The following is a 26304-nucleotide window of genomic DNA, read 5'->3' as shown; positions in this document are numbered from 1 at the left end:
TGATTAAAATTCGCCAAAAAGTTCAACCAGTTTTTTTTGCCTGAATGCAAATATTTCTTCCAATTTCGGTTTCATCAAAAACGGATGAACCAGCTGTCCTAAAATTCCCATCGGAACTTTATAGTGCACGATATCTTCCATTTCCACGCCACCTTCGATTTCTTTTAGAAAATGTTTGTGATGCCAAAACGCATACGGACCAAAGCGCTGTTCATCGACAAAGAATTTTCGGTCTTCTACGTGAGTAATTTCAGTCACCCACTGCAATTTGATTCCGAATAAAGGCGTAATGTAATAATGGATGATTTGACCGGCAAACATCTCCTTGTCATCGCCTGAAAGTGTTTTAAATCCCATTGATTTAGGAGTGATCACTTCTAGATTTTTTGGATTGGCAATAAAGTTCCATGCTTCTTCTAAAGAAATTGGGAGGTTTTGCTTCGTATGTATCGAGTATAATTTCATATGGCAAAATTACATATTTGTTTAAAGATATTTACATAAAGTTAAACAAATATTTTATTTACTAAGTTTTATTTAACTATAAAAACCAATTCAAAGTATTAAATTCGCAGTTAAATTAATAAACTAACAAAACATTTTTATGAAAAAGATACTGATTGCCACCGGTTTGCTTTTAACGACTTTGACATCTCAAGCACAAGTAAGAACACCTCAAGCGAGTCCGAAATCGGATGTGCACCAGATAGTTGGGTTGACAGACGTTCATATTGATTACTCTCGCCCCAGTACAAAAGGCCGAACTATTTTTGGAGATTTGGTTCCCTTTGGCAAACTGTGGAGAACGGGAGCAAACAATAATACGATTGTAACTTTCAGCGAAGATGTGAAGATCGGAGGGAAAGATTTGCCAAAAGGAAGTTATGGCTTGTATTCGATTCCAAGGGCAGATTCTTGGGATGTGATTTTCTACAAAGACACGAACGCGTGGGGATTGCCAGAAGATTGGAGCGAAAGCAAAATCGTTTTAAAGACTTCAGCTAAACCAGAAAACTTGAACAGAAACGTTGAAACCTTGACGATTGCTGTAAATAATCTTTCGATTGATTCTGGACACTTGGAAATTTCTTGGGAGAAAACGTTGGTTGCTGTAAAATTTGATGTTCCTACACAAAAAACGGCTACTCAAAGCATTGAAGCTACTTTGGCCGGACCCTCTGCAAATGATTATTTTTCTTCGGCACAATATTATTACCAATCCAATGGCGACTTGAACAAAGCGTTGGTTTGGGTAAATAAAGCAATTGAAAAAACAAAAGGAGATGCGCCTTTCTGGATTTTGAGACAAAAATCGTTGATCCAATCCAAATTAGGAGATAAAAAAGGAGCGATCGAAACTGCAAAATTATCTTTGGCGGGTGCAGAAAAAGCGAACAACGCTGATTACGCAAAAATGAACAAAGACAGCATTGCTGAATGGAGCAAAAAATAGTCTAAAATAAATTACAAAAAAGCCGAATGTTGATCACATTCGGCTTTTTTTATGCTTTGATTTCTCTGTAATTTCTAAAATATTGAATTAGTGATGAAACTACAATCGTGATGACAACTCCAATGAAATTCAGCCACAAATAGCTCAGTTGTTCTTTCCCGGAAGGATAAATATAAATGGCAAAATAATAAATCAGGAAGATGGCGATTTGGCTAAAAACCGCTCCCCAGAAAATGGCTTGCGCCTTTACATATTTCACATAAAAAGCAACCAAAAAGATTCCCAAAATTGTTCCGTAAAAGATAGAACCGATGATGTTTACAAACTGAATTAAATTTTCAAATAACGTTCCGAAGCAAGCAAACAAGATGGCGATTAATCCCCAAAGCAACGTAAATCCCTTGGAAGCTTTCACATAATGGGCATCTGACTTTTCTTCTTTCAAATTTCTTTTGTAAATGTCAATCACGGTTGTGGAAGCCAATGAATTAATTCCGGCGGCAGTTGACGACATTGCCGCGCAAATAATTACGGCAAGCAACAATCCGATAAAACCTTTTGGCAAATAATTGATAATGAAGTGAATGAAAACATAATCACTATCAGTTGTTTTATTTTTTTGATTGGCTTTGCTAATTAAAACTTTGGCATCTTCTCGAAGCGTTTTTTCTTTTTCTCCTAAAGAAATAATTCTGTTTTTTAGTACTTTATTATCTGTTTCAATGTTTAATTGATTGACATAAGCCAAAGTAACTTGCTTTTTTTCGGAAGCGACCTCAACCAGCTGTCCTTCTAAATTTTTATAATCTTGCGCATAAACTGATTTCTCAATACTTGCTTTTGAATTCGGATTAAAATTAATGGGAACAGCTTGAAATTGGAAAAAGACATACACCATGATTCCGACCAAAAGTATAAAAAACTGCATAGGAACTTTTAGCAAAGCGTTGAAAACCAGTCCCATTTGGCTTTCCTTGACTGATTTTCCCGATAAATAACGTTGCGCTTGCGATTGGTCTGTTCCAAAATAGGAGAGTGCCAAAAACAAACCGCCCGTCAAACCGGTCCAAACCGTGTATCTTTTTTCTTTATCGAACGAGAAATCCAAGATATTCATTTTGTCATTTACACCAGCGACTTGAAGCGCATTATGAAATGTAACTTCTTCTGGAAGCAGGCTCAAAATGATAAAAAAGGCAATTATCATTCCTGACATGATGATAAACATTTGCTGTTTCTGCGTTACGTTCACCGCTTTTGTGCCGCCCGTCATTGTGTAAATAATAATCAGGACTCCAATGACGATGTTCATCAAATTTAAATTCCAACCTAAAATAGAAGACAATACAATTGCCGGTGCATAAATAGTGATTCCAGTAGAAAATCCTCTTTGAATCAAGAATAAAATGGCCGCAAGTGAACGCGTTTTTAAGTCGAAACGCTGTTCTAAAAACTCATAAACGGTGTATACTTTTAATCGATGGTAAATCGGAATAAATGTGATGCAGATGATAATCATCGCCAACGGCAGACCGAAATAAAACTGCACAAAACCCATTCCGTCGTTGAATGCTTGACCTGGAGTGGAAAGGAAAGTAATCGCGCTGGCCTGTGTGGCCATCACCGAAATTCCTACGGTGTACCAAGGCGTTTCGTTGTTTCCTAAAATATAATCTTGAACGTTTTTACTGCCTTTGGTTTTCCAGGCGCCATAAAAAACGATAAAAGAAAGTGTGATAATTAAAACTACCCAGTCAATTGTCTGCATTTATGAAAAATATTGCATTATGAAATAAAAAATAAGAATATAAAGGGCATTCATTACCAGCACCAAAGTGTAATTTCTTTTCCAGTTTCTGATTTTATTTTCTTTCATCGAGTTATTTTTTTTCCTGTTTTCCTATTGAAATTAGGTTGGTAAAAAGCTTAAAAGCACCTGGAACGCCAGCCGGCAATTCCCTGAAAAAGCTTAATCCCGTGTAAATATAATATCCTTTTCCGTATTTCGCCACTAAAAGGCTTCCTTGTTTTTCACTTTCGCCCAAATCTTTCATCCCTAAGATTGGCGTAAATTCTTTGGCCCATTTATCAGGAAAATACAAGCCGCGCTCTTGAACCCAGCCTTCAAAATCGGCATCCGTTATTTTATTAGGATGGTTTAAAACCGAATGTGTTGCGTTCAAAAAGGAAACTTTTGCGTTTTCATCAGTAACTCTGTCGGCAGAAAACTGCAATTCATACGGAGAAACATTTGGAAAACTAAAACCACGGCGGCCAACGGTGTTGTATTGAACAATTAGATTGCCACCATCTTTTACATAGTCTAATAAATACCGCTGTTTAAATTGAAGTTCGGGAATTACATTGTAAGCTCTAATTCCCATTACGATGGCGTCATATTCTTTCAACGAATTTTCCGTTATTTCAGCAGGCTTGATAATGCGGACATCATAACCAATTTGTTTCAAACTCTTCGGAATTTCATCATCAGCACCTTCAATATAACCAATAACTTGTCCTGCTTTTTTGATATTTAATCGAACAACAGAAGCTTCGGATGGCATTAAAACCGACTGTTTTGGAATATGATCGTATTGAATGGTAGTTAATTTTGAAGTATATTTTTTTCCGTCGGAAGTTATCGTTGGAGCAATAATTCCCTTGCTTTCAAACGAAGGAGGCGTTACCGTGAAAGAAACAATTTTCTCGTCGTTTTTCATTGCGATTTCAAAATCAATTTCTGATGGAGAAACAATCCAATCTTTAGGAGCATTCAAGCTGATTTTTCCTTTTAAAGTAGCTTTTCCGGCTTTTACTTTTACCAGAACATTCTTTGGTGCAGCATCCGCAAAAATCGTCACATCGTCAATAACGGAAGCCGTTGCTTCAGGAAGCACTTCAAAAGGCTGGTAAATTTCGCCTTTTTCAGGATCTGAATATTTGTAAGCGATTTCTCTGTAGAATTCAAAAGGCTGGCCACAGATTTTTAAATTCCATTTCAGTTTTAATTTTTCGCTGTCTGGCTTTCCAATTAAATTTGGATCGTTAACGGCATACATTCCCAAAGTTCCTTTTTCGTTCAACCAATAGGGCGAAGTGAAAGCAGTATTTTCGTTTACTTTTAAAACTTTTTCCATTTTAAAAGGTTTGTTTTTCTCTAATTTTTTTCCAGCAGTCAAGCCACTTTTCGGATTGTTTAAAAACTCAATTCCTGTAAGTTCAATATCTTGATTGCTACGGTTCAACGCTTCGATTCTTAAAGTAAATTCACCACCCGGATTGGTGCTTTGTTCTGAAGAAATTCCTTCTAAAAATAATCCGGCAGAAGCCAAAATAATGCTTTCAAGTTCTTGTTTTTTAAGTTCTCTCCAATGCTTGTCTTCCAATTTAGTAACCAAATTATAAGCTTCAACCAGCTTTGGTAGGTGAACCGAAGGATCTTTAAAATTGAAATTAGCTTCAATTTCATTCATTATTTTTCCGATAGCTTCACCGCCTTTTACGCGCGACCAAGTAGTATTAATTCCTTCAAATAGATTGTTTTTGTCTTTTGGAAAATCACCTTTTAAAAATTCAAGATATTCCATTTCATCGCCACGAGTTCCTGAAGCTCCAAAACCTTGGCACTTGTGCTGGCTTCTTGAAAGTGCTGCAATTTCTCCGTTGCTTTTTCCTTTTACGCCAAAATAAACGCCGGCATTTATGGCAAGCATTTTACTTTTATCAGCTTTTTCAAACTTTTCTTCGCTTCCATAAAACCACCACGATGTATTGAAAAAGATTCGTTTTGGTTGCCAAACTTCATAATTTGAAAGTTGATTTGAATAGCTATTTTTATTGTTTGCTAAATCAAAAGCTTCCAAGCTCAACATTGCCGATGCCGTGTGATGGCCGTGCGTTGTCCCTGGACTTCTGTGGTCAAACCGATTGATAATTACGTCAGGTTTGAACTTTCTGATTGCCAAAACGACATCGCTCAACACTTGATTTTTATCCCAAATTGAAAAAGTTTCATTCGGTTCTTTTGAAAAGCCGAAATCATTGGCGCGGGAAAAGAGTTGCTCGCCACCGTCAATTCTTCGGGCGGCCAAAAGTTCTTGAGTTCTTAAAACGCCAAGCATTTCGCGAAGTTCAGCTCCAATCAAATTTTGGCCGCCATCACCGCGGGTTAAAGAAAGATAAGCGGTTCTCGCTTTAACTTCGTTTGAAAAATAGGAGATGAGCTTGGTGTTTTCATCATCAGGATGCGCGGCCACATACAAAACCGAACCTAAAAAATTCAGTTTTTGAACTTGTTCATAAATATCGCCAGAGGATGGTTTTTGTGGCTGCTGCGCATTCAAAAATTGGAATGAAAAAAGAAGCAATAGCAACGATTGAAAAGATGTTTTCGGTATCATTTTTAATTTTAGTAATCTCAATAGCTTCAAATATAATAATAAAAAATCCGTGAGCCTTTTTTGAAAAGTTATTTAACAAAAAAAGAGAGCCGAATTGGCTCTCTCAATGTTATTAGTGACGATCGTGACCACGACCTTTATGGTGTTTTTTTTCTTTGTGTTTGTGCTGTTTTTTATCGTAATGGTGGTGGTGTGTTTCTTTTACGATCACAGTCTGCGGGCGATGCCCTTTATATTTTACTTTGTGTGTTTTAAAATAAGTATAAGGCCTGTTGCCACGATAATCTGTCAAAACAATTTTTGGACCTGCATAAAGATCATAACCTCGATATCGGGAAGGCAATGTTCTCGCTGCAATCCAGGTTCCGTTGTTTGCATAAATAAAATTAGACTGCCTTACATCATAATACGCTTCCACATCAGGCAAATAATAATAATTTGCTTCTGTGTAACCTACAGGTCCCCAATCAGGGCGGGCACCAATATTGACACTGACTGAAACTTGTGCCGGAAGCGAATTTGCCACTAACAGTGCAAATCCTGCGATTAAAATTTTTAGAGTTTTCATAGAGTTGGGTTTTTTATATTGTTATTGAAGTAAATCCAAGAACTGTGCCAGTAGAAATTATTTTAGATAATTTTAACTATTGGTACGGAACAATTTGAGGTTTTCCATATTCAAAATTCGGCATTCTGTAATCTGTTGTTCTAAAAGAATTTGTTTGCAACGGATTGTTGCCATCTCTTGGTACCGTTGGGTAAAAAGAAAACGAAAGCTGAAAATTATTAAAAACTAAGAAGTCATTGGTGATCATAATTCCTACACTAATTTGAGAATACGCTTTTCCATTAAATAGATTATTATTTTCATCACTTAAGGCTCCAATTGCATAACTCAAAAATGGATTTAAACGAAAGCCTCCAAAAACCCAAGGTGAATACGATTGTGTTTGCAACGTAATTAAGGCCCGTTTTGTGCCACGAAGTTTAAAACTATTGAATCCAGAGATGCCATATTGATCGTTAAGCGTTAGTCGATCTGCCACAGTTTCAAACCGATTTGTGCCTAACACAACTGTGGGTTTCACAAATTGTCGGAGTCGCCATTTGCCGATTTGTATTAAATTGGTAAAATAATTAATTTCAAAAGACATCGTGCTTTGTTGTGTAATTGCGCCTCTAAAAAACGTTCCATATTCAATATTTGTACTGAAGTAGCCCCAATTGAAATATTGTCCAAAAGCAAATCTTCCTCCCAAATAAAGACGATTGATATGATTTTTATTTTGGTACCCAACCGTCAAAGCATAAACTTTTCCGATGGCAACATCTTCGGTAATTCCATAGTTGAAAAGGTATTTGTCTTGAATAAATTTTCTGGAAGTAACTCCAAAACCAGCAAGATAAAAGCGTTCATCAGAGAAAAAACGTAAACTATCATATTCTCTCGTTGGAAATTCAGTGTAATTTCTTCTCAAAAAACGCAAAGAAGTAATAAAATTCGTGGTTCGATCTTCTTCAGAATCGCCATCAAATATTTTCAAAGATTTACCAACCCAAGCATCCTGAGTTCCTACTTTAAAATTTTGAATACCATATCTTCCTGTTGGATCGGGAAGTGAATCTACACCAAAATCTTGGGCAACATAAACTCCAGCTCCCCATTTTGCAAAAGCAGAGAAAAAGGGACGATCAATGTTTACGCTTTTTGAATAATTTCCAACTTCATCAATTTTATAAGCTATTGAAGTTTGGATGTACGTATTTAAAATATTCGGAATCGTATATCTTGAACTCACAGCGCTTCTACCATTGTCGAATCGTTGTCTGTACGTATTGTCCCATTCGTGGCCGGTTCCTAAAAAGTTTCGTTCTTTTAGCTCAAATGTTGTTTTGGAAGTTGAACCCGAAGCATTGGGAATTAAGCTCCAAGAATCTAATGCGGTAATAAAAATGTCAACAGAATCTTTGCTGTTTTCTGCAAATTTGGTAACCAGATTCACCGATCTGATATAACGTTGACTTCTGATTAAACGTTCTGATTCTTTGACTAAAAGCGAATCTAACGGACGATTTTTCCTGATTAGTAACAGGTTTTTGATTGTCAATCCACTTGTTTTGACGTGAATTTTGTTTCCAAATCTTTCTAATCCATTTCGAGGTTTTTTGGTAGAATCCACTTCAGATAAACCAAAAGGATCTAAGGTTTCAATTGTAATACTTCTAATTATTTTTCCTTCATATTGATTATAGTTTTTCTGTACTACCTTGTCTTTTTTTCGATTATCCGGTTTTTTGGAATCAACAGGTTTGAAAATTAACTTGTGTAAAAACTTAGTAACGCCTCGTTTTTTTGAATAGCGTTCAATGTTTCGATACCCGCGAAGCGAATCTTTTTTGACAGGTTTTTCCTGAGCAGACAAGATTTGACAGCTACACAATACTAGTAAGAATAAAAGTAATTTTAATTTTTGGGGCATTGGCAATTTTTTCTATTCAGGAAACAACTTTTATAGTGAAATTACGAAATAGTTTTCACTGAAATTTGCCAACACATAGTTAAATTAATCAGTGAAATCTTGTTCTTCTCGGGTAACATTTACAATAGAAACACCTTTTTGTAACAAAAGATTGTTTGGATAGGTCACCAATTCGCCCTCTTTGGTTCTCAAATACGTATGGAAAGCTTTAATATCATCGATTTCTGCATCAAAAGGAAAATCTTTATCGTGAATTCTGATGGTGTCACCAATTTTAAAAGGAAAAGAAAAAAACAAAATGACTCCGGCTGTTATATTGCTTAGAATCGACCATTGCGCAAAGAACGCCACTCCAATTATGGTGATTACAGAAGTAAAAGCCAAATAAATTTGGTCTGACTTAACACCCCAAATAATGAAAACAGCAGCTAAAGTAAGCAACATAATAACGATATTGATGTACTTGCTAACTAAAACGGCTCTATGTTCATTAATTTCTGCGTGTTTTGCGTAACGTTTGATCAGTGTGGTAACCGAATATCGAATAACCGAAACTGAGACCAACAAAATTAGTGTAGTTAAAATTTCAGGAGTATATTCTTTAATGATGGACATTTTTTAGCTGTTTTTTTCAAAGTTACAAAAATATTCATATACCTTTTGAACCGGAAGCCCGACTACATTTGAATACGAACCTTCAATTTTGCTGATTCCGATGATGCCAATCCATTCTTGAATTCCATAAGCGCCGGCTTTGTCATATGGTTTATAATTTTCAAGATAATAGGCAATCGCTTCGTCGGAAAGCGTGGAAAAAGTAACCTTTGTCACGTCGTTCAAAATAGCAGTCTTGTGGTAGCTTTTAATGCAGACCGAGGTGAAAACTTCGTGCGTTGAATCAGATAACGTTTTTAAAATCTGAAAAGCATCGTCATAATCTTTTGGTTTCCCCAAGGCTTTTCCGTTATGCCAAACGATGGTATCGCTGGTTACCAAAATATCTTTTTGTCCCAAATCCTCTTGAAAAGCATCGGCTTTTAAAACTGCTAAAAAATCAGTGATTTCAGAAGCTTTCAAATGATCTGGATAAATTTCTTCTACTTCTTTCAGACGCACTTCGAAATCCAAATGCATGTCTTTAAAAAATTGCTGTCTTCTTGGCGAACCTGAAGCCAAGATTATCTTATGGTTTTTGAGATTATCTAGCATATAAAATGTTCCAATTAATGACTGCGATAGAAAGAATTCCGAAGAAAATTACAATTTTTAAGACATTGCTTAAATGTCCAAAATCTTTCTTGTTTTTTGCGCCTAAGATTTTTACCGTAAAATATAAAAGCGGTGCCAAAATCAATAGGAATCCATAAGCAGAAGCATAATACAAATCATTTGAAAAAAGATTTTCATTGATATAATAAATTATAAATCCGATGGGAATAAAGCTTAATCCAAAAACAACTTTTACAGTTCGTGCAACTCCTAAAGCAATGGGCAATGTATTCATTCCGTGGTTATAATCTCCTTTTATATCTTCTAAGTCTTTAACTATTTCCCTAATAAAATTAAGGACAAAAGCAAAAACAGCATAATCAATAAATATTTCAAAAATGATTCCCATGCCGACTTGATTGTGAGGAAAAATTACAGGCAGAAGGTCAAAAACAGGAATGATTAAAATGCTTAATGAAAGTAAAATGGCTACAATAAAATTACCAATCAAAAGACTTTGTTTCAAACCGTTTGCATACACATAAAGTGTCATCGCAATAATGATAAAAACGGCGGCAAAACTTGGTTTTCCAACAATATTAGCGATGTAAAATCCTAAGGCAAGACCGATAACATTTAAGGAGATGTAAAGATTATAACCCATAGTTTCAGATATTGCGTTTCCAATCACCACATTTTCGGGTTTGTTTTCTTCGTCAGTCTCTTTGTCAATGATGTTGTTGATCAAATAACCTCCGGCCGCAATGCAGACAGTTGCAAAAACCAACAAGCCATATTGCCAGTGGTTCAAAGCTTGAGGAATTCCTTGGAAATCAATGAAACCATACTTGAAAACCAGTTGCATCAAGGCAAGCATTAGTAAATTTTGATACCGAATGAGTTTTAAAAAAGACATTTTTTTAATTATAAGTTAATGAATTATGAGTTTTTCAAATTTGACATCTGCCAACTTAAAACGTAATTTTTTTTAATCGTGTTGACCGTTAAAATAGTCCATCCATTTTCCTTGTACTTTCATCACTTGTTCGATCACGTCTCTTACGGCACCGCGGCCACCGTTTTTGTGAGAAATGTAGTTGGAAATTGCTTTAATTTCCGGACTTGCATCTTGCGGACAGGTGGGCAGGCCTACCAATTTCATCACGTGATAATCCGGAATATCGTCGCCCATATACAAAACCTGTTCTGGCTTGATATTGTATTTTTCAGTGTATTCTTTAAAATTTTGAACTTTATCCGGACAAGCCAAATGAATGTCTTTAATTCCCAAGTTTTTTAATCTGATTCTTACGCCTTCGTTGCTTCCGCCAGAAATAATACAAACGTGATACCCGCTTTCAACGGCCGCTTTCATGGCAAAACCATCGCGAATATTCATAATACGAAGCATTTCGCCAGTTGGTGTAATATGTACAGAACTGTCAGTCAGAACGCCGTCCACATCAAAAATAAATGTGGTGATGTCGTTCATGATTTCTTTATAACTTTTTGACATGAGAATGTTGGATGGATTGTGTTAGTATTTTGTAAATTTCTTTTTGAGTTTGATCAGTAAGTAACGCTAAATGGCTGTCAATCGTATTTTGATCGTGTCTTTTTGCCGGACCCGTTTGCGCTTCAAGAGGCGATAGGCTTTGCACTTTTTGAGCCGTTTCAGCAATTAAAGGTTTTAAAATTTCAAACGGAAGCTGGTGTTCATCACAAATAGCTGCACCGATTTGATATAAATGATTGGTGAAATTATTGACAAAAACCGCGGCAACGTGCAAAGATTTCCTTTGGCTCGAACTGATTAAATAATGCCTGCTGTTAATGGCTTCGGCGAGATTTTCTAAAATGGTGTAATCATCATCGATTTCGCTTTCCAGGCAAGTGGGAATGGTTGAAAAATCAACTTCTTTATTTTTTGTAAACGTTTGCAACGGATAAAAAACGCCACGCTTATTTTTTGAATCTAACTCTTCTAATGGAACGCTTCCGGAAGTGTGGACGACAAAACGATTTTTAAATGGCAGTTTTGAGGAAACTTCAGCAATGGCACTATCAGAAACCGCTATGATATAAATATCTGATTCTGAAAGAGAATCATAATTGTCTGTGATTTTTGAACGATCAACCAAGTGTGAAATACTTTCTTTATTTCTGGAAAAAACTTGGCAAATTTCAATTTCACTGCTCTTTAAAAAAGCCGCAATAAGGTGCTGTGCCACGTTTCCTGAGCCGATAATGGTTACTTTAATCATGGCGCTAATTTAGTTATAAAGTTTGAAGTATCAAGTTTGGTGAAGGTTTTGAGCGTATTTTTTCAATGTTTTTATTGGAAGTGTATTCCTAATTGAATAGAGCTAATTTTTTTTAAAAGATTTTATCGCCATAGATTGATCCTGAGGCCACCAAAAAATCAAAAGGTTTCTCAAAATAGCCCCGATTGGCGGGAGTAGCCTTTTCTTCCGTTTTTTCGGAGAAAAGCTACTGCAGAAAGCGGGAAAATGTCGGGCTGAAATTGAAAAAACCTTTCGCTTCTGATAAAATAGCAGAATTTTTAGAAAATATTAACAGCCAATTAGGAAAACACGGGGTTGTGAATGCGAATTCTATCAAACATTTTTGCTTACTTTTGTGGCACTTTTAAAACTATGTAATTCATACCCATGGATAAGATTTTTACTACCATTTCCTCCTTTCTGTTCTCAACTCGTTTAATGGCCGTTCTTTTTGTTGGTTTTGCCGTTGCGATGGGAATCGGAACTTTCGTTGAAGATGCTTATAACACTGATGTAGCCCGACTTTGGATTTACAATGCATGGTGGTTTGAGGCAATCATGCTTTTTTTTGTAATTAACTTTGTTGGAAACATTAAAAGGTACCAACTGTATAAAAAAGAAAAATGGACCACCTTGTTGCTTCACCTTTCTTTTATTTTAATATTGGTTGGTGCTTTCTGGACGCGATACATCAGTTATGAAGGGATGATGTCAATTACTGAAGGGCAGTCTGAAAACCAGATTTTCTCTGAAAAAACGTTCTTGAATGTTTTTGTAGACGGCGAATATAAAGGTGAAATGAAACGCAAATCAGAAGAAAAAGAATTATTGCTTTCACCAAAAGTGAATAACGATTTTTCAATTACCGGAAAGTTTGACGAAACGCCTTATGAGATTGAATTTAAGGAGTTTGTGATGAACGCCAAAGAAGTGATCAAAGAAGATCCAAACGGAGCGACGTATCTTAAAATGGTGGAATCTGGCGATGGAAATCGTCATGAGCATTATTTAAAAGAAGGCGAAGTGCAAAATATTCACAACGTGCTTTTTGCTTTTAACAAACCTACTGAAGGCGCCGTAAACGTGAACAAAGTTGGTGATAAATACACATTTAACGCTCCGTTTGGAGGCAGTTTTATGCGAATGGCTGATCAAATGCAAGGTACTGTTGCCAAAGATTCAGTCCAAGACTTGATGTTTCGTTCCTTATATAATGTAGGCGGTGCGCAATTTGTTTTTCCGGATGCGCCGATTAAAGGAAAAGTGGCTTTTGAATCAAACAATGATTACAAAGACAAAACAACTACAGACGCTTTAATTGTAAATATTAATTCAGGTGGGAAAACGCAAGAAGTGACTTTAATTGGTTCCAAAGGAAGAATGGGCGAGCCTCAATCTTTTAAAATGGGTGACCTTGAATTCACTTTATTCTTTGGTAGCAAGATTTATACATTGCCTTTTAAAATCAAACTGAACGATTTTATAGCAGAGAAATATCCAGGAACTTTAAAAAGCTTTTCTGCATTCAGAAGTAAAATTACGGTGGAAGACGAGAAGCCTTTTGATTATGAAATTTTTATGAACAATGTTTTGGATCACGGCGGGTATCGTTTTTTCCAAGCGTCTTATGATTACACAGACAATCATTTGAGAGAGACTTATGAACCAAATGTAACAATACTTTCTGTGAATCACGATTATATCGGAACATGGATTACTTACATCGGATACTTCCTTTTATACATTGGTTTGATGGCAATTATGTTTGATAAAAATTCTAGATTTGGAGAAGTGAAGAAAAAATTAGCAAAAATCGAAGCGAAAAAAGCCAAGTTGCTGACGGTATTATTTTTATTCTTGAGCGTTGGAAGTTTTGCGCAATATGAGCACGACCACAATGCACCAGGCCATAAACATGGAGCTAATGCTACAGGCAAAACCGCAGAATTGATAAAAATTCCGTCTGATGCTGATATTGATTCTTTTATAGAAAAAATTAAAGTGTCGCCTGAACATGCTTCAAAATTTGGAAAGCTGGTTATTCAAGATGACGGCGGAAGAATGAAGCCAATCAATACTTTCTCTTCTGAATTGCTTCGAAAAGTAAGTAAAAGCGATACCTACAGAGGTTTGAATTCAGACCAGGTATTTTTATCAATGTCGCAATATCCTGAATTTTGGGTAAATATTCCTTTTATATATGTGAAGAAAGACAATGACAGTCTTCATAAAATTTTGGGAGTGGAGAAAAAAGGTAAATTTGTTTCTTTCATCAACTTTTTTGATGCACAAGGAAATTACAAATTGTCTCCCTATTTAGAAGAAGCTCAAAAAGCAGCGGTTCCGAACCAGTTTCAAAAAGATTTTATTGAAGTTGATAAAAGAGTAGTGCTTTTAAGCGCCGCCTTGAGCCGAAGAATTTTGAGGGTCTTCCCAATTCCTTTTGATAAAGGTAATAAATGGATTTCTCCTTTAGAACTAAATGAGTCAGGAATTACGGGAGTAGATTCTACCTATACCAAAAATGTGCTGCCGGCTTACATGGGCTTTTTAGAGGAAGCAAGAACTTCTGGCGGCTACAACCAAGCAGATGAAATCTTAAAAGGAATCGAGCTTTTCCAAAAGAAATATGGAAAGTCAGTTCGTCCGAGCGATGAAAAAATTGACTCAGAAATTATGTATAACAAGTATGATATCTTTAAGAATTTGTACTACTTATATATGATGGCGGGTGTTTTCATGTTGATATTTACGATTATCAAAATTTTTAAAAATAACAAAGGAATCAATTTTGCTGTAAAATTCTTCCACATTTTAATCGGAATCTTTTTTGCACTGCATACGGCAGGTTTGATCATGAGATGGTACATTTCAGGCCACGCACCTTGGAGTGATGCGTATGAATCGATGATTTATGTGGGTTGGGCAACCATGTTTTTTGGTTTGGCTTTCGGAAGACAATCACAATTAACCGTAGCTTCAACCGCTTTTGTGGCGTCCATGATTTTGATGATCGCCCACTGGAGCTGGATGGATCCGGCAATTGCCAACTTGCAACCGGTTTTAAACTCGTATTGGCTGATGATCCACGTGGCGGTTATCGTGGCGAGTTATGGACCCTTTGCTTTAGGAATGATTTTAGGATTGGTTTCGTTATTGCTGATGATTTTTAGCAATAAGGAAAATAGCAAAAAACTGGAACTTAGCATTAAAGAAATTACATACATCACTGAATTAGCGTTAACAGTTGGTTTGGTAATGCTCACCATCGGAAACTTCTTGGGAGGGCAGTGGGCCAATGAAAGCTGGGGCCGTTACTGGGGATGGGATCCAAAAGAAACTTGGGCTTTGATCAGCATCATGGTTTACGCTTTTGTGATTCACGCCAGATTGGTTCCGGGATTACGCGGTACTTGGATTTTCAATGTATTCAGTGTTTTGGCTTTCTATTCAATTATGATGACTTATTTTGGAGTAAACTTCTACTTAACCGGACTGCATTCTTATGCAAGTGGAGATAGAGTGGTAACACCAAACTTCGTGTACATTTCGTTTGCAATTGTAGTGTTGATTTCAGCATTGGCTTACTTTAAGCAGAAAAAATATTTGAGAAGTTAAATTCTATAATTATAAAAAAGCCCGTAATTTAAATATTGCGGGCTTTTTTATTTAACAAAAGTTTTAATTGAAATCCGAAGCTAATTTTTAATTTTATAAAAAAAAAATGAAAATGAAAAAGTTAGTCCTTGCGTTTGCATTCATCAGCTGTTTTGCGTGCCAGCAAAATCAAGCTCAAAATAAATCAGAAAAAGCGTCAACCCAAAATAGAAAAACAATGGCAAAAGAGACCATCTACCAATTTAAGGTAAAAGATTTAGAAGGAAACGATTTTGATTTTGCTTCTTTAAAAGGAAAAAAAGTACTGATCGTGAACACGGCGTCAAAATGCGGTTTAACGCCACAATACAAAGATTTGCAAGCGATTTATGACCAATATAAAGACAAGAATTTTGTGATCGTAGGTTTTCCAGCCAATAATTTTGCATCGCAAGAACCAGGAACAAATGAAGAAATCGGAGCTTTTTGCCAGCAAAATTACGGCGTGACTTTCCCGATGATGGATAAGATTTCTGTAAAAGGTGATGATATGAACGAGGTTTATAAATTCTTGACAGAAAAATCTAAAAACGGTTTGCAAGATTCAGAAGTAGAGTGGAACTTCCAAAAATATTTAATTAATGAAAAAGGAGAATTAGTAAAAGTAATTTCTCCAAGAACATTGCCAACCGATCCAGAAATTGTTAACTGGTTAAAAGCATAATTTTATAATAGCAATTGCACAAATTGCAAATCAAGCCATTTGTCAAATTTATAGCCGGATTCTTTTAAGATTCCGGCTTTTTTGAACCCAAATTTCTCGTGAAATGTAATGCTTCCGGTATTTTCAGCATCAATGCATCCAATCATAACGTGCATTTTCTGGGCTTTCGCCAAAGCAATTAATTCTGATAAAAGTGCTTTTCCAATACCTTTTCCAGAAAAACCTTCCTTTACATAAACCGAATGTTCAACGGTAAATTTAAACCCAATTTTCATTCTAAAAGTTCCGTAGGTTCCAAATCCAGTAACTTTATCATTTTCGTCAGTAGAAACAATTACCGGAAAACTGCTTTCTTGTTTTTCTTGAAACCAGGAAATCTGCTCGTTTAAAGTCCGCACGTCATAATCATAAATTGCCGTTGTATTTAAAATGGCATCGTTTACAATTTCTAAAATTGTTTCTAAATCTTCAATTCTTGCGGTTCTGATAATTGGTTGCATAGCTGTTGTTTTTTCCTTCAATCAAAGATAGAAAATCTTGTTAAGTTTGTCTAGAAAGCTTTGGTATTTTGTACCTTTGATACTTTGAAACACTACAGATGACTTATCCAAAAATACCTTTGGCGCAGAGCATAATTGAAATCTGCAAGGCCAAGGGACTTACCGAAATCGTGATTTCCCCAGGTTCCCGAAATGCGCCGTTAACTATTGGTTTTGCTAGCAACTCGGCCTTTAAATGTTATAGTATTGCTGATGAAAGAAGCGCCGCTTTCTTTGCATTGGGAATGGCGCAGCAAACTGGAAAGCCGGTGGCTGTTGTCTGCACGTCGGGTTCGGCGCTGCTGAATTATTATCCGGCGGTTGCTGAAGCGTTTTACAGCCAGATTCCGTTGGTGATTATTTCTGCCGACCGTCCTTTGGATAAAATCGATATTGGCGACGGACAGACAATACGCCAGCAAAATGTATATGCAAATCACATTTTGTACAGTGCAAATTTACTAGCAGAAGCTTCTCAAGAAAATGACTTGAAGATTTCTGATGCGATTACTTTGGCACAGGTGAAAAAAGGTCCGGTTCATATCAATGCGCCTTTTGAAGAGCCTTTGTATGAAACGGTTTCTGATGTTTCTGTAAATCCGCTGATTTCTGAAATGACTTTTGAAAACGCCAATTTTGCTGAAGATTTAACTGAATTTGCTTCCAAATGGAATGCTTCGGCTAAGAAATTAATCTTGGTTGGTGTAAATGCACCAAATGAAATTGAACAAAATTTTATAGATCAATTGGCGAATGATCCCTCGGTTGTGGTAATGACAGAAACGACATCAAATTTGCATCATCCTAATTTTGTAAATAATATTGACACGATAATCACTCCTTTTACTGAGGAAGATTTTAAAGAATTTCAACCCGATATTTTAATGACTTTTGGAGGAATGGTGGTTTCAAAAAGGATAAAAGCTTTTTTGAGAAAATACCGCCCTAAATCACATTGGCACATTGATTCTTTAAGAGCTTACAATACTTTTAATGCGTTGACAAAACATTTTGAAATAAGTCCGAATGAGTTTTTTGAAAAGTTTTTGCCAAAGACAAAGGATGTCGAGTCAGATTACAATCAAAAAATGCAGGAATTAAAAGCCTTCCGAAAAGAGAAACACGATTTGTATCTTTCTAAAATTCCTTTTTCAGATTTTAAGGTTTTTGAAAAAGTAATGCCAAGCCTTCCACAGAATAGCCAATTGCAAATCAGCAACAGTTCTGCGATTCGTTATGCGCAATTGGTGGATATTGACGAAACGATTTCAGTTTTCTGCAATCGCGGAACAAGCGGTATTGACGGAAGTACTTCAACGGCTGTCGGAGCTTGTTTAGCAAGCGGTCAGGAAACGATTTTGATTACCGGCGATATCAGTTTTTTATATGATAGCAACGGACTTTGGAACAATTATATTCCGAAGAATTTCAAGATAATTCTACTGAATAATGGAGGCGGAGGTATTTTCAGAATTCTTCCGGGGCACCAAGAAACGCCTGTATTTAATACTTACTTTGAAACTTCACATTGCTTGACGGGCGAACATTTGGCAAATATGTACAAATTTGATTATTATACGGCAAGTGATGAAGAAAGTTTAGACAATAGCTTGAATGAATTTTATGAAAGTAAAAACCAATCGATTCTAGAAGTTTTTACGCCAACATTAAAAAATGATAAAATTTTAGTAGATTATTTTAAGGAATTGGTAGATTAAGAAATTATAATACTGTTACTTAATTATGACAAAGCACTTTTTTACATTTAACATTTGTACCTTTGCGCCTTGCAATTAAGAACTTTGCAATATTTTATAGAAAATGATTGAAATAGGAAAATACAATACGTTAACAATTGATCGCGACACGCAAGTCGGACTTTTTTTGACGAACGGAAAAGAGGATGTTTTATTGCCAAATAAATATGTCCCAGAAGTGTTTGAAATCGGTGATGAAATATCTGTTTTTGTATATCTTGATCACGAACAAAGACCTGTAGCGACCACGCTGGAGCCTTATATTTTGTTGAATGAATTTGCACTTTTGCGTGTAAGTTATGTCAACCAAGTGGGTGCTTTTATGGATTGGGGAATGGAAAAAGACATTCTGGTTCCGTTTAAAGAGCAAGCGCGCCCGATGGAGCAGGGAAAACGTTATTTGGTGTATCTTTTTATGGATGAAAAAACCAAACGTTTGGTAGCTTCGAGTAAGACAAACCAGTTTTTAAGCAATGATGAAATTACCGTAGAAGTTGGTGAAGAAGTTGATTTGATTGTTTCTCACATTACCGATCTTGGAATAAATGTGATCATAAACGAGCAACACAAAGGCTTGCTTTACAAAGACGAAGTATATGATGAAACCATTAGAACTGGCGACAGGAAACGGGGATTTATCAAAAACATTCGTCCTGATGGAAAAATCGATGTGGCTTTGCAAAAGCAAGGTTTTGAGGCAGTAGAACCTAATGCAGAAAAGATTTTGGATGAGCTTCGGGCCAACAGAGGTTTTCTTCGTTTAAACGACAACAGTCATCCTGAAGATATCAAGACGGTTTTGAAAATGAGCAAAAAGACATTCAAAAAAGCGATTGGTGTTTTATACAAGCAAAAATTAATAGAGTTAAAAGAAGACGGAATTTATTTGGTTAAATAATTGAATTGCGAATTTGACTAGCACAATCTAACAAAAAAAACGCTTCCGATAGGGAATCGTTTTTTTTTATTTAGGAAACTGTTTTGGTGCGTGTTTTTATAGATAACTGGAGAAATACTGCTTAAGAAGCTTGGAATGCTTGCAACGCATAAGAACCAATTGTAAAGCAGTCGATTCTTGCGCTTTTCTTCTTTTTATTTTCTATAATAAACCTTTCAGCTACATTATATTCAATTCGCGTAAATATAGCGTATTTGATGGTATTTGATTTTCCCAATCAAGTTAACGGATTTTCTGAGGCATTTAACATCGGCTTTTATACATGGGTTACTTATTTATAGCTTCTGTTATGTTGAGATGTCTCATTCGATTGCTTGGATAATTTATAATTTAAAAAACATAGTTAAATCTTTTGTTTACGCTTTAATATCGTGCTTGTAAACTTTTCATATGATTAATTTTTTATAACTTTATTTTAGTGTAACCAAAAAAGGCCATCCATTACAGACAGCCTTTTTAAAAGTATAACAAAAAAGTATTATTTTTTTGACTCTTCGATAGAAACTTTTCTGAACTCTTTTAAAAGTTTTTCAAGTTCCAATGTAGCTTTACGTGCTCTGGCTCCTGCCGCTTTAACGCCTTTTTCAGTTAATGAATCAGATTCCGTTTTAAATGTTTCAAATTCTGCGTTGATTTTCTCGATTAGATCTTTCATGATTCGTGATTAAGTTATACAGCAAATTTAAGGCATATCCAGTAGCTTTTAAAGAATTGAACCCGTTTTTTTCTAACAAAAACACCAATACAGCGCTTGCAGAGTGAACCTGAACGCTTTAAAAGGGAATAGAATCACAAAATAATGCTTGAAAGGGTCAAAAAAAAGCGCTCTTTCTGCAAAAAATCTTCGCATAGAATCGCATAAAGTCTTCACACAACTCAGATCTAGAATGGGTTCAGTGCTGATTATATAATTATCCAATTCAACAAATGAGCAAATAATCGACACTCTACAGGTGTAGAAAACGGGGCAATTTGTAAAGAATTTCTACACATTTACCCACCCACAAGTAGCAGAAACACTTGTATTTGCTACTAAATCGCGAATGGCACAAGACTTGCCTAACTGTTTAAAAAAAATGTATATCCAAATAGATTAATATATGAAAGGCGATACCATTACTTCAAACGAACTTTACGCAGCAGAAAAAGAATCAGGAACTATTGAAGAACAAGTTTTAAACAACTTCCTGCTTCAGGTCAACAAACTTACATTCAACCAAACTTTTTTAAATAATGCATTCGCAAGGATCAGCAAATTAAATACTTCCGTAATTTTAGGAACCTTTGCATTGCTTATCGGAGGAGCGTATCTGGTATATGAATTGCAAGGTGATTTTGAACAATTCAACTTGCAGAGAATGGGTTCCGCCATTGGGCTCTCCTTTATGATCTTGGCGGGCGCTTTACTGGCATTCAAATTGTGTTTCTTTATTTACAATGTCTTTCTTTATTTAAAATACAAACCGGTAGCTTCAGTAACCGACGAAGAATTGCCTACGGTAACGATTATCGTTCCGGCCTACAACGAAGGAAAGTTAGTTTGGGATACACTTTTAAGTGTTGCAGCAAGCGACTTTCCAGAGCAAAAAATGCAATTGTTAGCCATTGATGATGGAAGCAAAGACGACACATGGTCTTGGATGCAGGAAGCTAAAAAAGAATTAGGAGAGCGATTGACAATCTTAAAGCAACCTGAAAACAAAGGAAAACGCCACGCATTATACCGTGGGTTCAACATGGGAACTGGAGAAGTTTTTGTAACGATTGATAGTGATTCGATTGTAAAACCAGACACATTGAGAAACTTGGTTTCACCATTTGTAAAAAACGAAAAATGTGGAGCTGTTGCCGGAAATGTAAAAGTATTGAACAACAATAAAGCGATGCTTCCAAAAATGTTGAAAGTAAGCTTCGTAATGAGCTTTGAGTTTGTCCGTTCGGTAGAAAGTATGTTGGGAACGGTACTGTGTACTCCCGGAGCTTTAGCGGCCTACAGAAGCACAGCGGTTTTTGAATGCCTTCCGGAATGGATTGACCAGACTTTTATGGGACAGCCTTCTGATATTGGAGAAGACCGTGCGATGACCAACATGATTTTAAAACAAGGAAAAGAAGTTTTGTTCCAAAGAAATTCTCACGTGCTGACAAACGTTCCAGAAACCTACACCGGACTGTATAAAATGTTCATCAGATGGGGAAGAAGCAATGTTCGTGAAAATTTGATGATGGCAAAGTTTGTTTTCAAAGATTTTAAAGAAGGTTCAAAAGCAGGAGCAAGGTTGCTGTACATCAACCAGCTTTTATCCATTGTCATGGCGTATCCGTTTATGATATTTATGTTTTTCTTCATTGCGATGCACCCCGTTTTGTTCATCAGTTCCACTTTTGCAGGAATCTTGATCGCGTCCAGCTTTCCAGTATTGTTTTACGCCAAAAGGCACGGAATCTCAGAATCGGTTTGGGCCTATACTTACAGCATCTTATACACTTTCGGGTTATTCTGGATCATGCCTTATGCTATTGTTACAGTAGGAAAAAGAGGTTGGTTAACGAGAGAGCTTTCTTAAAAAGAAACACAAAACACAATAAATTAAAAATCCAAGAAGCAGTTGTTTCTTGGATTTTTTATATACGTCAAATTTTCAAGATCTTGAACACAAAGTCTTAAAGCGATATTAATAGTACAACCTAAAATCAAGTAATTTGCAAATCGTATAATGCTTTTCGTGCAAGTCTTCCACAATTTGCACCACATCTGTTTCGTCTTGGCACAAGCTGAAAAAAACTTGGTCCAGTTTACTGCTGCTTACTTTGCTGGTATAGCCACCATAACCCGAAATCGCTTTGGCTCCCGTAACATCTAAAAAATATTGTGATTCTTCATTTGTCAAGTCTAAAGGTTTTGAATTAGCAAAGTGAATGATTTTGCCACGCATCTTTCCTTCAAAAAGCTCTGCAATTTCTTCAAGGCTGTAATAATAATTGTTCAGGCAAATATTATTTTCTTCACCTTTCATAACCAGATAAATGATTTCATAATTCTTGAAATTGTGGTCGTCGTAAAGCAAGGTGGTGAGGCTTTCTTCAATGCCTTCAATGGTATCACATGTTTTATAAATGCTGTCAATGCCTTGAATGGCAAGATGCTCCAAGCTTTTTACAGTTTCGGTTTCATACTCTTTTTCTACATCGGGAACCGCTTCAAGGCAGAAAATAAATTTATCATAATCCATACAAGTAGGTTTAGTGCTTTTAATTGGACTACAAAAATAAGATTTTATGGATAAGTGCTTGTTATTTAATAGTGCCGTTTTATTAGTTAATTATAAGGAACGATATATTTTAAAAAGTACAAATCGATTTATAAGAATGTTTATCTTTAACGAATCAAAAAACAATAAAATGAAAAAAACAATTGCATCAGTAGCATTGGCTTTGGTACTTTTTTCGTGTAACGAAAAAGAAAACGCTTCTGCTAACATTGATAAAAGCTTTGACAATTACAAAGACTATTTTGTAAATGAACTTTGGAAACTAAATCCGGATTGGGCAGCGAACCAAGGTTTTCATAATTACGACAGCATTTTAATTATTCCAGATGCAAACAGCAAAACGAGACAGCTGGATTTTTCAAAGACGCAATTGGATTCCTTGAAAAACTATTCGCTTGAAAAGCTTTCTGACAATAATAAGACTGATTTTTATATGATCAAGAATCTTTTAGAAGGATTTGCATTTTCAATCAACGAAGTAAAAGCGTCAGAGTGGGATCCTTCCAGATATAATGTCGGCGGTTCTTTTGCAGAAATCTTAAACGGAAATTACGATTCGTTAGAAGACAGGCTTAGCAATTTCAACTTGAAGATGGATAACATTCCTCCCTATTATGAAGCTGCCAAAAAGAACATCAAAAACCCAACAGTAGAACACACCAATTTGGCAATTGCGCAAAACCTTGGTGGAATTTCAGTCTTTGAAAATGAATTGAAAGTGGCAGTTGAAAAAAGCAAACTGTCTCCAACAGAAAAAGAAGAAATTTTGGCGAAAGCCAAAACGTCTGTGAAAGCAATTCAAGATTTTGCTTCTTGGTTGCAAAAATTAGAAAACAAAACGCCTCGTTCTTTCCGTTTAGGGCAAGAATTGTATGCGAAAAAGTTTGATTTTGATATCCAATCGGGTTATAATGCGGAGCAGATTTATCAAAAAGCGGTTGCGCAGAAAAAAGAACTGCACGATAAAATGTTTACGCTAGCGGACAAGCTTTGGGAAAAGTATTTGGGCAGAGAGCCGAAACCAACAGATAAATTAGCGTTAATCAAACAAGTGATTGACAAGATTTCATTACAGCACACAACTCCTGAGAAGTTTCAGTCTGAAATTGAAAAACAGATTCCCGAATTGACGGCGTATGTAAAAGAAAAAGATTTGTTATACATTGATCCGTCAAAACCGTTGGTGGTAAGAAAAGAGCCAGATTATATGGCGGGCGTTGCTGGAGCATCCATTTCTGCACCCGGACCGTATGATAAAAATGCAAATACCTATTATAATGTAGGAAGCCTTTCGGGTTGGTCAAAAGAAGATTCAGAGAGTTATTTAAGAGAATACAACGATTATATCTTACAGATTTTAAACATTCACGAAGCCATTCCGGGACATTACACCCAATTGGTTTATGCCAATCAATCGCCAAGCATCATCAAGGCTATTCTTGGAAACGGCGCGATGATTGAAGGTTGGGCGGTTTATACCGAGAAAATGATGCTGGAAAGCGGATATAAAAACTCAGACGAAATGTGGCTGATGTATTATAAATGGAATTTGAGAACGGTTTGCAATACCATTTTAGACAATAGCGTCCACACTAGAAATATGTCAAAAGAAGAAGCACTTCATTTGTTGACCCAAGAAGCGTTTCAGCAAAATGCGGAAGCCGAAGGAAAATGGAAACGCGCGACTTTGTCTCAAGTGCAATTGTGTTCTTATTTCACGGGTTATTCTGAGATTTATGATTTTAGGGAAGAGCTGAAAAAGAAACAAGGAAAGGATTTTAAACTAAAACAATTCCACGAAAAATTCTTGAGTTACGGAAGCGCTCCGGTAAAATACATTAAAGAATTGATGCTGAAGGAAGAGCAGTAAAAAACAAAAGCCCGAATAATTTCTTATTCGGGCTTTTAATTAAAACTAAATTAGATTATTTTTTTTTGATAAAGATCGTGGCGATATTTCTTCTTTCTAATTCAGATAAATCAGAAGTTTTTTTCAACTTATGGGTAAATTCAGCCACTTCTTCTTGCGAAGCGGGACAGCCCAAGTTTTGCCCTTTAGAATCAAAAGCGTCTGCCAAGATTTTTCCGTCAGTGTCATAAATCTGCCAAAAAGGTATTCCAGAATTCTCCGCTTTTGATTGCTTCAAATAATCCATCGCTCCCGGATTTTCAAGATTTTTATTGTCACCGCGTTCTTGAACCGTTAAAAAGACAGTCACATAACTTCTATCAAAAAAAGGCTTGATCAAGGGAACATTCATATTCTTTTCCATCAATTTACACCAGCTACACCAAGAAGCGTGATACATCACAAAAACTTTTTTATTTTCTTTCTTGGCTTGGGCCATGGCTTTTTCAAGTAAAACAGAAGCTTTTTCTTGAGCAGTGGCTGTAGAAATTGTTCCTAAAAAGAACAGACAAACGAATAGTGTTTTTATTTTCATTGTAGTACGATTTTTTGAGATGATGAAATTACGGAATTCCTTTTAACTATTTAGAAAGGCAACTTAAAATAATTAAAAAAGCCACTGCATGAGTGGCTTTTTATGTAAAATGTAGTACTTAATTATTGTTAGTTTTTTGGAGGAACTTCCCCTTTTACAGGAACTTCACCCGAATTATTTTCCATTGATCCGTTTTCAATTCCGTTGGTGTGATCGTTCATCGTGTCTTTTGTTCCCGTGCTCATTGTTCCCTCACTGGTGTAGGTCTGTTCCGTTTCAGTAGTAGAATTTTGCTGTAAAACTTGTTCTTCGCTATTGGTCTGTTTGCAAGAAGCAAATATCATAATCAGTGACGCAATTAATAAAAACGCAAAAATATATTTGTCTAAACCTTTCATAATCATTTAATTTTTTTGGTTGATTACAAAGTTGGCCCGACTTTAGAAAAAATGCGTTACACGATTTTAAAAAATACTTACAGCTTTAAAATCTGTTGTCTCCGTCGAGTAAATTTCCTAAACCGCCAAGAAGACTTCCTTCATCTTTATTTTTTCCACCGCCTTGAGGCGCTGACGCCCAGACACGTCCGGCCAATCTGCTGAACGGAAGCGATTGGATATACACAATTCCTGGACTTTGCAAAGTAGCATAAAACAAACCTTCGCCACCAAAAACGGTATTTTTAATGCCACCTACAAATTCAATGTCATAATTTACATCTTGCGTAAAGCCTACAATACAGCCTGTATCTACTTTCAAAACATCGCCCATGGCTAATTCTTTTCGGGCTAAAGTGCCGCCGGCGTGAATAAAAGCCATTCCGTCACCTTCTAATTTTTGCATAATGAATCCTTCGCCTCCAAAAAGGCCTCTTCCGAGTTTTCTCGAAAATTCTATTCCCACAGAAACCCCTTTTGCTGCGCATAAGAAAGCATCTTTTTGGCAGATGAATTTGCCACCATACCGGGTCAAGTCAATGGGTACAATTTTTCCAGGATAAGGAGAGGCAAAGCTTACCTTTCTTTTGCCATGGAACTGATTTAAGAAAACGGTCATAAAAAGACTTTCGCCTGTTAGCAAACGTCAGTCTGTGAAAAAACCTTCGTTTAATTACTTCCAAATATAAAAAACTATTTGCATAAAAACAGGAATATTCGTATTTTTAAAGATGCAACACATCACCGGA

Annotated in this window: 22 protein-coding genes and 1 pseudogene; 7 read left to right on the top strand and 16 right to left on the bottom strand. The window is 36.1% G+C overall.

The window, feature by feature from the left end; all coding sequences use genetic code 11:
• Nucleotides 1-3 precede the first annotated feature (3 nt).
• Nucleotides 4-465 carry an SRPBCC family protein gene (locus EG849_RS13605; RefSeq protein WP_125013675.1) on the bottom strand — a complete coding sequence of 154 codons (462 nt, stop codon included), beginning with the start codon at nt 463-465 and terminating at the stop codon, nt 4-6.
• A 139-nt stretch (nt 466-604) separates the two neighbouring features.
• Here EG849_RS13605 and EG849_RS13600 point away from each other — a divergent pair, with 139 nt between their 5' ends.
• Nucleotides 605-1453: a DUF2911 domain-containing protein gene (locus EG849_RS13600; protein WP_125013673.1), complete on the top strand. Its 849-nt coding sequence runs from the start codon at nt 605-607 to the stop codon at nt 1451-1453.
• A gap of 49 nt (nt 1454-1502) precedes the next feature.
• Here EG849_RS13600 and EG849_RS13595 read toward each other — a convergent pair whose 3' ends face one another.
• The 9 genes from EG849_RS13595 to EG849_RS13555 all read right to left on the bottom strand — a co-directional run bounded on the left by EG849_RS13595 (nt 1503) and on the right by EG849_RS13555 (nt 11806).
• Complete coding sequence (locus EG849_RS13595) at nt 1503-3221, bottom strand: sodium:solute symporter (RefSeq protein WP_125013670.1); 1719 nt, start codon at nt 3219-3221, stop codon at nt 1503-1505.
• A 112-nt stretch (nt 3222-3333) separates the two neighbouring features.
• Nucleotides 3334-5853, bottom strand: coding sequence for a PIG-L family deacetylase (locus tag EG849_RS13590; protein WP_125013668.1), 2520 nt, complete (start codon nt 5851-5853; stop codon nt 3334-3336).
• A 112-nt stretch (nt 5854-5965) separates the two neighbouring features.
• Nucleotides 5966-6421: a hypothetical protein gene (locus EG849_RS13585; protein ID WP_125013667.1), complete on the bottom strand. Its 456-nt coding sequence runs from the start codon at nt 6419-6421 to the stop codon at nt 5966-5968.
• A 76-nt stretch (nt 6422-6497) separates the two neighbouring features.
• Nucleotides 6498-8333, bottom strand: a complete 1836-nt coding sequence (locus tag EG849_RS13580) for a BamA/TamA family outer membrane protein (protein ID WP_233581806.1) — start codon at nt 8331-8333, stop codon at nt 6498-6500.
• 84 nt (nt 8334-8417) lie between these two features.
• Complete coding sequence (locus tag EG849_RS13575; RefSeq protein ID WP_125013665.1) at nt 8418-8948, bottom strand: mechanosensitive ion channel domain-containing protein; 531 nt, start codon at nt 8946-8948, stop codon at nt 8418-8420.
• A 3-nt stretch (nt 8949-8951) separates the two neighbouring features.
• Nucleotides 8952-9542 (bottom strand): Maf-like protein, encoded by a 591-nt coding sequence (locus EG849_RS13570; RefSeq protein ID WP_125013663.1) that lies wholly within the window; start codon nt 9540-9542, stop codon nt 8952-8954.
• Nucleotides 9532-10458 (bottom strand): geranylgeranylglycerol-phosphate geranylgeranyltransferase, encoded by a 927-nt coding sequence (locus tag EG849_RS13565; RefSeq protein WP_125013661.1) that lies wholly within the window; start codon nt 10456-10458, stop codon nt 9532-9534. Before EG849_RS13565 ends, EG849_RS13570 begins: the two co-directional genes overlap by 11 nt.
• A 72-nt stretch (nt 10459-10530) precedes the next feature.
• A complete protein-coding gene (locus EG849_RS13560) occupies nt 10531-11058 on the bottom strand; it encodes a KdsC family phosphatase (protein WP_125013659.1) in 528 nt (175 codons plus the stop codon).
• Nucleotides 11042-11806, bottom strand: a complete 765-nt coding sequence (locus tag EG849_RS13555; RefSeq protein WP_125013657.1) for a Rossmann-like and DUF2520 domain-containing protein — start codon at nt 11804-11806, stop codon at nt 11042-11044. The genes EG849_RS13560 and EG849_RS13555 overlap by 17 nt, the downstream gene beginning before the upstream one ends.
• A gap of 408 nt (nt 11807-12214) precedes the next feature.
• Here EG849_RS13555 and ccsA point away from each other — a divergent pair, with 408 nt between their 5' ends.
• Both ccsA and EG849_RS13545 read left to right on the top strand, forming a co-directional pair.
• Complete coding sequence (gene ccsA / locus EG849_RS13550) at nt 12215-15445, top strand: cytochrome c biogenesis protein CcsA (protein WP_125013655.1); 3231 nt, start codon at nt 12215-12217, stop codon at nt 15443-15445.
• 112 nt (nt 15446-15557) lie between these two features.
• Nucleotides 15558-16148, top strand: coding sequence for a glutathione peroxidase (locus EG849_RS13545; protein ID WP_125013653.1), 591 nt, complete (start codon nt 15558-15560; stop codon nt 16146-16148).
• 2 nt (nt 16149-16150) lie between these two features.
• Here EG849_RS13545 and EG849_RS13540 read toward each other — a convergent pair whose 3' ends face one another.
• Entirely contained in the window at nt 16151-16648 is a 498-nt protein-coding gene (locus EG849_RS13540; RefSeq protein WP_125013651.1) for a GNAT family N-acetyltransferase, read from the bottom strand.
• Nucleotides 16649-16746: 98 nt separating this feature from the next.
• On the opposite strand from EG849_RS13540, the gene menD reads away from it, so the two are divergent.
• Complete coding sequence (menD, locus tag EG849_RS13535; RefSeq protein WP_125013649.1) at nt 16747-18405, top strand: 2-succinyl-5-enolpyruvyl-6-hydroxy-3-cyclohexene-1-carboxylic-acid synthase; 1659 nt, start codon at nt 16747-16749, stop codon at nt 18403-18405.
• A gap of 103 nt (nt 18406-18508) precedes the next feature.
• Complete coding sequence (locus EG849_RS13530) at nt 18509-19342, top strand: CvfB family protein (RefSeq protein ID WP_125013647.1); 834 nt, start codon at nt 18509-18511, stop codon at nt 19340-19342.
• A 538-nt stretch (nt 19343-19880) separates the two neighbouring features.
• On the opposite strand, the gene EG849_RS13525 is transcribed toward EG849_RS13530, so the two are convergent.
• The gene (locus tag EG849_RS13525) at nt 19881-20057 is read right to left on the bottom strand and encodes a histone H1 (protein WP_125013645.1); all 177 of its coding nucleotides are present in this window, start codon (nt 20055-20057) and stop codon (nt 19881-19883) included.
• 445 nt (nt 20058-20502) lie between these two features.
• Here EG849_RS13525 and EG849_RS13520 point away from each other — a divergent pair, with 445 nt between their 5' ends.
• A complete protein-coding gene (locus EG849_RS13520) occupies nt 20503-21969 on the top strand; it encodes a glycosyltransferase (RefSeq protein WP_125013643.1) in 1467 nt (488 codons plus the stop codon).
• Nucleotides 21970-22077: 108 nt separating this feature from the next.
• Here the strand turns inward: EG849_RS13520 and EG849_RS13515 are convergent, their stop codons facing one another.
• On the bottom strand, nt 22078-22635 hold the full coding sequence (locus EG849_RS13515) for a DUF6642 family protein (RefSeq protein WP_125013641.1): 558 nt from the start codon (nt 22633-22635) through the stop codon (nt 22078-22080).
• A 169-nt stretch (nt 22636-22804) separates the two neighbouring features.
• Between EG849_RS13515 and EG849_RS13510 the strand changes: the two genes are divergently transcribed.
• On the top strand, nt 22805-24544 hold the full coding sequence (locus tag EG849_RS13510) for a DUF885 domain-containing protein (protein WP_125013639.1): 1740 nt from the start codon (nt 22805-22807) through the stop codon (nt 24542-24544).
• 55 nt (nt 24545-24599) lie between these two features.
• On the opposite strand, the gene EG849_RS13505 is transcribed toward EG849_RS13510, so the two are convergent.
• From EG849_RS13505 to EG849_RS13495, 3 genes and pseudogenes are all read right to left on the bottom strand, one after another.
• A complete protein-coding gene (locus EG849_RS13505) occupies nt 24600-25118 on the bottom strand; it encodes a thioredoxin family protein (protein ID WP_125013637.1) in 519 nt (172 codons plus the stop codon).
• Nucleotides 25119-25246: 128 nt separating this feature from the next.
• Nucleotides 25247-25516 (bottom strand): hypothetical protein, encoded by a 270-nt coding sequence (locus tag EG849_RS13500; RefSeq protein WP_125013635.1) that lies wholly within the window; start codon nt 25514-25516, stop codon nt 25247-25249.
• An 85-nt stretch (nt 25517-25601) separates the two neighbouring features.
• Nucleotides 25602-26201: pseudogene (locus EG849_RS13495) on the bottom strand (AIM24 family protein); the annotation flags it as partial.
• Nucleotides 26202-26304 lie beyond the last annotated feature (103 nt).

Source organism: Flavobacterium macacae (assembly GCF_003865365.1).
GTDB lineage: Bacteria > Bacteroidota > Bacteroidia > Flavobacteriales > Flavobacteriaceae > Flavobacterium > Flavobacterium macacae.
This window is presented reverse-complemented; position numbering and strand designations above follow the sequence as displayed.

Coding starts and splice junctions, on each gene's coding strand:
- EG849_RS13555 (WP_125013657.1), bottom strand. CDS start 11,806: ATGATTAAAGTAACCATTATCGGCTCAGGAAACGTGGCACAGCACCTT.
- EG849_RS13580 (WP_233581806.1), bottom strand. CDS start 8,333: ATGCCCCAAAAATTAAAATTACTTTTATTCTTACTAGTATTGTGTAGC.
- EG849_RS13590 (WP_125013668.1), bottom strand. CDS start 5,853: ATGATACCGAAAACATCTTTTCAATCGTTGCTATTGCTTCTTTTTTCA.
- EG849_RS13600 (WP_125013673.1), top strand. CDS start 605: ATGAAAAAGATACTGATTGCCACCGGTTTGCTTTTAACGACTTTGACA.
- EG849_RS13540 (WP_125013651.1), bottom strand. CDS start 16,648: ATGCAACCAATTATCAGAACCGCAAGAATTGAAGATTTAGAAACAATT.
- EG849_RS13545 (WP_125013653.1), top strand. CDS start 15,558: ATGAAAAAGTTAGTCCTTGCGTTTGCATTCATCAGCTGTTTTGCGTGC.
- EG849_RS13530 (WP_125013647.1), top strand. CDS start 18,509: ATGATTGAAATAGGAAAATACAATACGTTAACAATTGATCGCGACACG.
- EG849_RS13605 (WP_125013675.1), bottom strand. CDS start 465: ATGAAATTATACTCGATACATACGAAGCAAAACCTCCCAATTTCTTTA.
- EG849_RS13565 (WP_125013661.1), bottom strand. CDS start 10,458: ATGTCTTTTTTAAAACTCATTCGGTATCAAAATTTACTAATGCTTGCC.
- ccsA (WP_125013655.1), top strand. CDS start 12,215: ATGGATAAGATTTTTACTACCATTTCCTCCTTTCTGTTCTCAACTCGT.
- EG849_RS13525 (WP_125013645.1), bottom strand. CDS start 20,057: ATGAAAGATCTAATCGAGAAAATCAACGCAGAATTTGAAACATTTAAA.
- EG849_RS13570 (WP_125013663.1), bottom strand. CDS start 9,542: ATGCTAGATAATCTCAAAAACCATAAGATAATCTTGGCTTCAGGTTCG.
- EG849_RS13585 (WP_125013667.1), bottom strand. CDS start 6,421: ATGAAAACTCTAAAAATTTTAATCGCAGGATTTGCACTGTTAGTGGCA.
- EG849_RS13500 (WP_125013635.1), bottom strand. CDS start 25,516: ATGAAAGGTTTAGACAAATATATTTTTGCGTTTTTATTAATTGCGTCA.
- menD (WP_125013649.1), top strand. CDS start 16,747: ATGACTTATCCAAAAATACCTTTGGCGCAGAGCATAATTGAAATCTGC.
- EG849_RS13515 (WP_125013641.1), bottom strand. CDS start 22,635: ATGGATTATGATAAATTTATTTTCTGCCTTGAAGCGGTTCCCGATGTA.
- EG849_RS13560 (WP_125013659.1), bottom strand. CDS start 11,058: ATGTCAAAAAGTTATAAAGAAATCATGAACGACATCACCACATTTATT.
- EG849_RS13575 (WP_125013665.1), bottom strand. CDS start 8,948: ATGTCCATCATTAAAGAATATACTCCTGAAATTTTAACTACACTAATT.
- EG849_RS13510 (WP_125013639.1), top strand. CDS start 22,805: ATGAAAAAAACAATTGCATCAGTAGCATTGGCTTTGGTACTTTTTTCG.
- EG849_RS13505 (WP_125013637.1), bottom strand. CDS start 25,118: ATGAAAATAAAAACACTATTCGTTTGTCTGTTCTTTTTAGGAACAATT.
- EG849_RS13595 (WP_125013670.1), bottom strand. CDS start 3,221: ATGCAGACAATTGACTGGGTAGTTTTAATTATCACACTTTCTTTTATC.
- EG849_RS13520 (WP_125013643.1), top strand. CDS start 20,503: ATGAAAGGCGATACCATTACTTCAAACGAACTTTACGCAGCAGAAAAA.